The sequence below is a fragment of the Achromobacter sp. genome (genome assembly GCF_036567245.1).
Classification (GTDB): domain Bacteria; phylum Pseudomonadota; class Gammaproteobacteria; order Burkholderiales; family Burkholderiaceae_B; genus Achromobacter.
Genome location: NZ_DATCUY010000127.1, coordinates 1 through 6629 on the forward strand (window position 1 = coordinate 1; position 6629 = coordinate 6629).

Annotated in this window: 7 protein-coding genes; 3 read left to right on the plus strand and 4 right to left on the minus strand. The window is 66.5% G+C overall.

The features are described 5' to 3' along the window. Together VIR09_RS05800 and VIR09_RS05805 are read left to right on the plus strand one after the other, a co-directional pair. Positions 1 to 512, plus strand: a 512-nt coding sequence (locus VIR09_RS05800) for an MFS transporter (protein ID WP_332012009.1), incomplete at its 5' end; no start/stop codon positions are given. Between the two features lie 94 nt (positions 513 to 606). Further along, positions 607 to 1230 carry a glutathione S-transferase gene (locus VIR09_RS05805; RefSeq protein ID WP_332012010.1) on the plus strand — a complete coding sequence of 208 codons (624 nt, stop codon included), beginning with the start codon at positions 607 to 609 and terminating at the stop codon, positions 1228 to 1230. Positions 1231 to 1243: 13 nt separating this feature from the next. Here VIR09_RS05805 and sodC read toward each other — a convergent pair whose 3' ends face one another. The 4 genes from sodC to VIR09_RS05825 form a co-directional block, all read right to left on the minus strand. Next, positions 1244 to 1768 carry a superoxide dismutase [Cu-Zn] SodC gene (gene sodC, locus VIR09_RS05810; protein ID WP_332012011.1) on the minus strand — a complete coding sequence of 175 codons (525 nt, stop codon included), beginning with the start codon at positions 1766 to 1768 and terminating at the stop codon, positions 1244 to 1246. 474 nt (positions 1769 to 2242) lie between these two features. After that, complete coding sequence (locus VIR09_RS05815; protein WP_332012012.1) at positions 2243 to 3562, minus strand: DUF445 domain-containing protein; 1320 nt, start codon at positions 3560 to 3562, stop codon at positions 2243 to 2245. A 47-nt stretch (positions 3563 to 3609) separates the two neighbouring features. Next, complete coding sequence (locus VIR09_RS05820; RefSeq protein WP_332012013.1) at positions 3610 to 4998, minus strand: gluconate:H+ symporter; 1389 nt, start codon at positions 4996 to 4998, stop codon at positions 3610 to 3612. Positions 4999 to 5112: 114 nt separating this feature from the next. Beyond that, positions 5113 to 6042, minus strand: a complete 930-nt coding sequence (locus tag VIR09_RS05825) for a LysR family transcriptional regulator (RefSeq protein WP_332012014.1) — start codon at positions 6040 to 6042, stop codon at positions 5113 to 5115. 204 nt (positions 6043 to 6246) lie between these two features. Between VIR09_RS05825 and VIR09_RS05830 the strand changes: the two genes are divergently transcribed. After that, positions 6247 to 6629: enoyl-CoA hydratase/isomerase family protein (locus VIR09_RS05830; protein WP_332012015.1), on the plus strand; the 383-nt coding region annotated here is incomplete at its 3' end.

The window sequence follows — 6629 nt, forward strand, 5'->3', positions numbered from 1 at the left end:
ACGTCGCCTACGCCATCGAGCGGCTGGGCCTGTCGGCGGCAGCCGTCGGCCTCACGCTGGGGGTGTACGGCGGCGGCATGGTGGCCGGCGCCTTGCTGGCGCCCTGGCTGGCCCAGCGGCTGAGCTTCGGCGGCATGATCGCGGTCGGCCCGCTGGCCGCACTGATCGCAAGCGCCATCCTGCTGTCGACCCTGGCCTATCCGTCCGGGGCATGGGCAGCGACGGGCTTCTTCCTGTTCGGCGCAGGTCCCATACTGTGGACCATCACGACCACCACGCTGCGCCAGGCGATCACGCCCAATGCCCTGCTGGGCCGCGTATCCGCCGTGATCCTGACCGCCACCTTCGGCGCCCGCCCCGTCGGCGCACTGATCGGCGCCACGCTCGCCGCGCGGGTCGGCGTCGAAGCCTGCCTATGGGTGTCGACCGCCGGCTTCGCGGTGCAATTCGTGGTGCTGTACACCTCACCGGTCTTGCGGCTGCGCAGCCAGCCTGAAGCCGGCGCCTGTTAAACGCTGTTGCGCACGGGAAACCGGCAATCTGTGTCTGCCGGCGCCCGCCGCGGCCCGCTAGACTGCCACGGTCAATCGAAACGATGCCGGCAAGATGCTGAAAATCCTGGGTAAGGCCTCATCCATCAACGTGCGCAAGGTGCTCTGGACCTGCGCCGAACTGGACCTGCCGTTCAAACGCGAAGACTGGGGCTCGGGATTCCAAGCCACCAGCGATCCCGCATTCCTGACGCTTAACCCGAACGCGATGGTGCCCGTCATCCAGGACGGCGACTTCGTGCTGTGGGAGTCCAACAGCATCATCCGCTACCTGGCTTCGCAATACGGCGGCCAGCGCCTGTACCCCATCGAGCCCAGGCTGCGCGCCCGCGTCGATCAATGGATGGACTGGCAGGCGACCGACCTGAACCGCTCCTGGAGCTACGCCTTCATGGCCCTGGCGCGCGAATCCCCCGCCTACCGCGACCGCGTCGCGATCGAGGCATCCTGCCGCGAATGGACGCGGTTCATGGCGATACTGGACCGGCGCCTGGAACAGGCCGGCGGCTACGTCGCCGGCCCCGCCTTTTCGCTGGCCGACATTCCCGTCGGCCTGTCGGTCAACCGCTGGTTCAGCACCCCATTCGACAAACCGCAACTGCCGGCCGTCGCCGACTACTACGACCTCCTCGCCGAACGCGAAGGCTACCGGCAGCACGGCCGCAACGGCACGGCCTGACGCGACAAGGCGGCTACTTCACCACCCCGCAAACCAGCCGGCCGCCCCCGCCGCCCAGCGGCGCCGGCGTATCGCTGTAGTTGTCGCCGCCCACGTGCACCATCAGCGCATGGCCCTTCACATCAGCCAGCTTCAGATGCGGCGCCACCACCGCTTTCTTGGCCGTGCCATCAGCGCCGACCACGATAAAAGGCAGATCGCCCTGATGGCCATCGGTCGCCATCGGTCCCCTGTGCGCCTTGGTGCCCTTGGGATCCAGATGCCCACCCGCCGCGCCGCCAGGCGCCATCTGATTGTTCACCATGCCAGGCTCGCACGAACCCTTCTCGTGCACATGGAAGCCATGCTCGCCAGGCGGCAGCCCCTTCAGGTTCGGCGTGAACTGGAGCCCGCCCTTGGTGTCCTTGACGGTGATCGTGCCAGCGCCCTTGCCCACGCCGTCCACGCTCAGGAACGACATCGACACATTTTCCGCCAGCGCCGCCCCAGACGCGCCCGCCAGGGCAAGCGCCGTGACCAGCATCGAGATTTTCTTCATGGAGTGCCTCCAAAATACGCGCCCGCGGGCCGCAGGCGCCCGGTATTGCATGGGCGGCCCGTTGCCGGCCATGCCGCAAAAAACAATAGCATTCGGGTCACGGCGTCTGCCAGCAATCTTCGTTCCTGATACAAACAGACGATGTGACAATGGGGCAGCGTGTGATGAGTTACGCGCGACACCAGTTTGGGGCGGGAGGCTTGCTCGGCCTCACCCATCCCACAAGATCACGGCAGTACCGAAGGCAGACCGCCGCGACGCACGCGAACGCGTAAGCCTATGACGGCCGTCCGCGCGGCCGTCATAGGCGGGCCCCGCAAGCCTCTCCACCACCCACAACTCCAGCAGCGCATCACGCCAAGACGCGTGTAGCCCGTCGGTGCCGGCGCCATGGCGGCGAGCAACCTCGATGCGCCCTACGAAGCATCTAGCGCCCGCGCTGACGGATGACCTACGAAGCATCAGGCGCCCGCATCACCCTCGAACCAGCAACACCACCGCATGCAGCACCACGCCTATCAACCCGCCCACCAGCGTTCCATTGAACCGTATGTACTGAAGATCCCGCCCCACGCTAAGTTCCAGCTCATCCACCAGATGCCGCTCATCCCAATTCTTCACCGTGCGGGAAATATGCTCCGTGACTCCGCTACGCAAGCGCCCCGTCAAGCGCCGCGCCCCGCCCAGCACGTGATTGTTGATCGCCTCCCGCAACCCCGGATCCTCCCCCAGCTTGCGCCCCAAGGCCAGCAAAGCGCTCTCCAGATGCCGTGCCAGCGCCGAATCCTCGGACGACAGATCCCTCCGCAGCGCAGCATGGATATCGTCCCATAGCCCCTGCACATACTCCTGCACCTTCGGATGATCGATCGCCCGCTGCTTCAAGGCCTCCACCTGCGCCGCCAAGGCCGGATCATCCTTCAGCCGCCGGATGTAATCCTGCACCCAGGCCTCGTAGTCCCGCCGCACTGGATGCCCAGGCTCGGACAGCACGTCACGCAACTCCTCCACCAGCGCCCGCGCCAAGCGATCCGCCAGATTGTCCGCGATCCCGTCCACCGACTTGACCACGTCCACCGCCGCAATGATGCGCGGCCACTCCTTCTTCGCGAACTTCACCAGCAGATTCGAAGCCCGCGCCTTCACGTCTTCATCGCCCAGATAGCCGCCCAGCCGCTCCAGCGCCGCGTCCAGCAGCTCCTGATGCCGCCCGTCGCGCGTCAACAACCCCAGCACCTCGCCCGCCGTATCCGCCGCATCCCAACGCCGCAGATTCTTCACCACGAACTCCTGGATCACCCCCCGCACCGCCCGGTCGTCCAGCAGATCCAGCGTCTGCAAGGCCACATTGCGCGCCCCTTCGCTCAAAGCGCGCGCCTGCCGCGGACGCCCCAGCCAGCGGCTCAGGCGTGCGGCCGGATCGAACACCCGCAGCTTTTCCATCAGCGTGTCCGGATCCAGGAAGTGGTCGCGCACGAACACCGCCAGGTTGTCGCCGATGCGGTCCTTATTGCTGGGAATGATGGCGGTGTGGGGAATAGGCAGGCCCATAGGGCGGCGAAACAGCGCCACCACCGCGAACCAGTCGGCCAGCGCGCCCACCGTGGCCGCCTCGCAGAACGCCCGCACCCAGGCCCATGCGCCCTGCCCGCCCATCACGTGGCTGGTGATGAAACCGCAGACCATCGCCACCAGCAAGGCCAATGCGGCAATCTTCATGCGCCGCAACTGGGCGCGGCGCGCCTCGGAAGCCAGCGCGGAATGCGTGGCGGCGGAACGGGGCGTATCTGTCATGGGGTCTCCGGTTTGGACAGACCCAGCATAACGTAGCGCCCCTGGCGTCAGCCCAGCGGCGGCAACAGGTTGAACAGCAGGACCATGACCAGCCCCACCACCGAAACGATGGACTGCACCACCGAAATCGTCTTGGTGGCTTCGCCCATGGTCATGCCGAAGGACTCCTTCACCATCCAGAAGCCCGCATGATTGGCGTAATTGAAGAACAGCGAACCGCAGCCGATCGCCAGCGCCAGCAGCGGCAGGTTCAGGCCGGGATCGGCGCCGGCCAGCGGCGCCAGCAGGCCGGCCGCGCCCACGATGCCAACCGTGGCCGAACCCGTGGACACCGACAGCAGCATGGCGATCAGCCAGCCCAGCACCAACGGCGGCAGCGAGAACTGATGGGTCAGGTGCACAATGGCATCGCCCACGTGAGCGCTGGTGAGCACCTGCTGGAACGCCCCGCCGCCCGCGATGATCAGCATGATGCCGGCGATGGGCTTGAGGCTCTTGCCCAATCCATCGCGCAGCTTTTCCGCATCGCCGCCTCGCATCAGCACCAGGGTGACAGCGGCGAACAGCACGCCCAATAGCATCGCGACCAGCGGATCGCCCAGGAAGGCCGCCACGTGCATGGCGCCGGAATCCTTGGGCAGCAGCATCTCGGCGCCCGCGTGCACCAGCATCAACAAGGCGGGCAGCAAGGCCGCCAGCACCCCCAGGCCCACGCTGGGCGCGCCGCGGCCGGCGGTTTCCTGGCGAGCAGCGGTGAACTGTTCGAGCAGCGCCTCGTCCGGTCGCGTCGTCATGCGCGGCGTGATGAAGGCGCCGTACAAAGGCCCGCCGAACACCATGGCCGGCAGCGCCGCGATGAAGCCGTAGATCATGGTCGGCCCCACCGTGGTCTTGAGCGTGGCGATCGCCGTCAGCGGACCCGGGTGCGGCGGCACCATGCCGTGCATCGCCGCCAGGGCCGCTATCACCGGCACCCCCACGTACACATAGGCCGAACCCTTGAAGCGCTCCTGGCCTTCCAGCTTGCGGGCCACGCTGAAGATCAGCGGCAGCATCACCACCAGGCCCACCTCGAAGAACATCGGTATGCCGATGACGAAAGCCACCAAGGTCATGGCCCAGGGAATCATGCGCGCGGAGGTATGGCGCAGGATGGCGTTGGCCAGGCGTTCGGTGGTGCCCGAATCCGCCAGGATCTTGCCCAGCATCGCGCCCAGCGCGATCACCACGCCCACCGCGCCCAAGGTCTTGCCCGCGCCGTTGCTCAGGTTCTTGACGATGGCCACGGGCTCCATGCCAGTGGCGAATCCCACGCCGATGGAAACGATCAGCAGCGCGAGCAGCGGATGCATGCGGATGCGCGAGACGATCAGCGCAACCAGCACCAGCACGCTCGCCAGGGCGGTAAGAAGCAATTGGATGTCGGAAGAGGACATGGACGGGCCTGGAAAAAGATGGGCGCGGCCCCGCGGCCGCCAGCCGTGATGGAAACGGATTTTATTCCCGCCAAGCTGAATGCCGAGTCAGGAACGGACCGCGCGGCGCCTCGTCTAGCCCGCCGCGCTCAGCAATCCCGGCTTGCCTTCGTGCGCGGCCTGGGCCCGCTCCAGGATGAATTCGATGATCATCGAGATCGCCCGCGGATGATGCCGGTTGGGCATGTACAGCATGTACATGCCGCGTCCGAAGATGCTCAGCCGCCATTGCGGCAGCGCGGCCACCAGCTCGCCGCGCGCGATATCGTCATGGACCACATAGTCCGGCACCACGCCCACGCCCAACCCCGCCAGGGTCGCATCGCGCAGAAAGGCGTAGTTGCGGGAAATCACCGTCGGTTCCAGCACCACGTGCTGCCGCGGCTGTCCGCCAAGGTAGGCGGACAGCCTTAAGGGGCGGCCGATGACGGCGGCGCTGATGGTCGGCGTGCGCGCCAGATCCTCCGGATGCCGTGGCAGGCCCCGGGCGGCGACATAGGCCCGGGACGCGCAAGCGACGTAGCGGACCTGGCCCAATTCGCGCGCCACCAGGTTCTGCGGCGGTTCGGACATGATGCGTATCGCGATGTCGACCTCGTCGCGCAGCAGGTCGTCCACACTGTTCTCGAACAGCACGTCCAGCACGATGTCCGGATAAGTCCGCTTGAACTCCAGCAGCCAGGGCGTCATCACGAACTGCCCATAGCCGCTGGGCACGCTCAGCCTGACCTTGCCCTGCGGCGTCTTGCCCAGGGTTTCGACCGATTCGCGCGCCGCCACGAGTTCGTCCTGGATGCTGCGGCCGTGCTGATACAGCTTCAATCCGATTTCCGTGGGCTCGACATGCCTGGTGGTGCGGCGCACCAATTGCATGCCCACCGAGCGCTCCAGCTGATTCAGGTGGTAGCTGACATTGGCGCGCGTCATCTTCAGGCGGCGCGCAGCCTCGCTAAGGTTGCCCGCGTCCAGTATCTCCACCAGCAATGTCAGGGATTTAGTGTCCATCCAGGGCCTCCTCGCCAGGGCGATGCACCCGCCAATTGTCAAATTTTTTTGACTTCAATGTCAATTATTGATGCCATTGTCAAGACTTCTTTACTGCGAAAGAATAAGCGGAGAAAAGACGGGCCGTTCCCGGCCTACCAGGCAGCGTCCTGGCGGCTGCCCCAGGCGGCGCCGCCACGGCAGACCTCATCGGAGACACTGTCCATGACAGATAGCGCAAGCACCGGCGCGGCCAGCACGCGCCGCTATGACGACATCCTGGTCGTCACCATCGACCATCCCCCCGTCAATGCCCTGAGCGCCGCAGTGCGCGCCGACCTGGCCGCGGCCATCCGCGACGCCCAGGCCGACCCGCAGGTGCGAGCCATCCTGCTCATGGGCGCGGGCAAGAACTTCATCGCCGGCGCCGACATCCGCGAATTCGGCAAGCCGCCGCAACCGCCCATCCTGCCCGAGGTCTGCAACCAGATCGAAGCCAGCGCCAAGCCGGTGGTGGCCGCGCTGCATGGGGCGGCGCTGGGCGGCGGACTGGAAGTGGCGCTGGCCGCGCACTACCGCGTCGCGCTGGCGGGCGCCAAGCTGGGCCT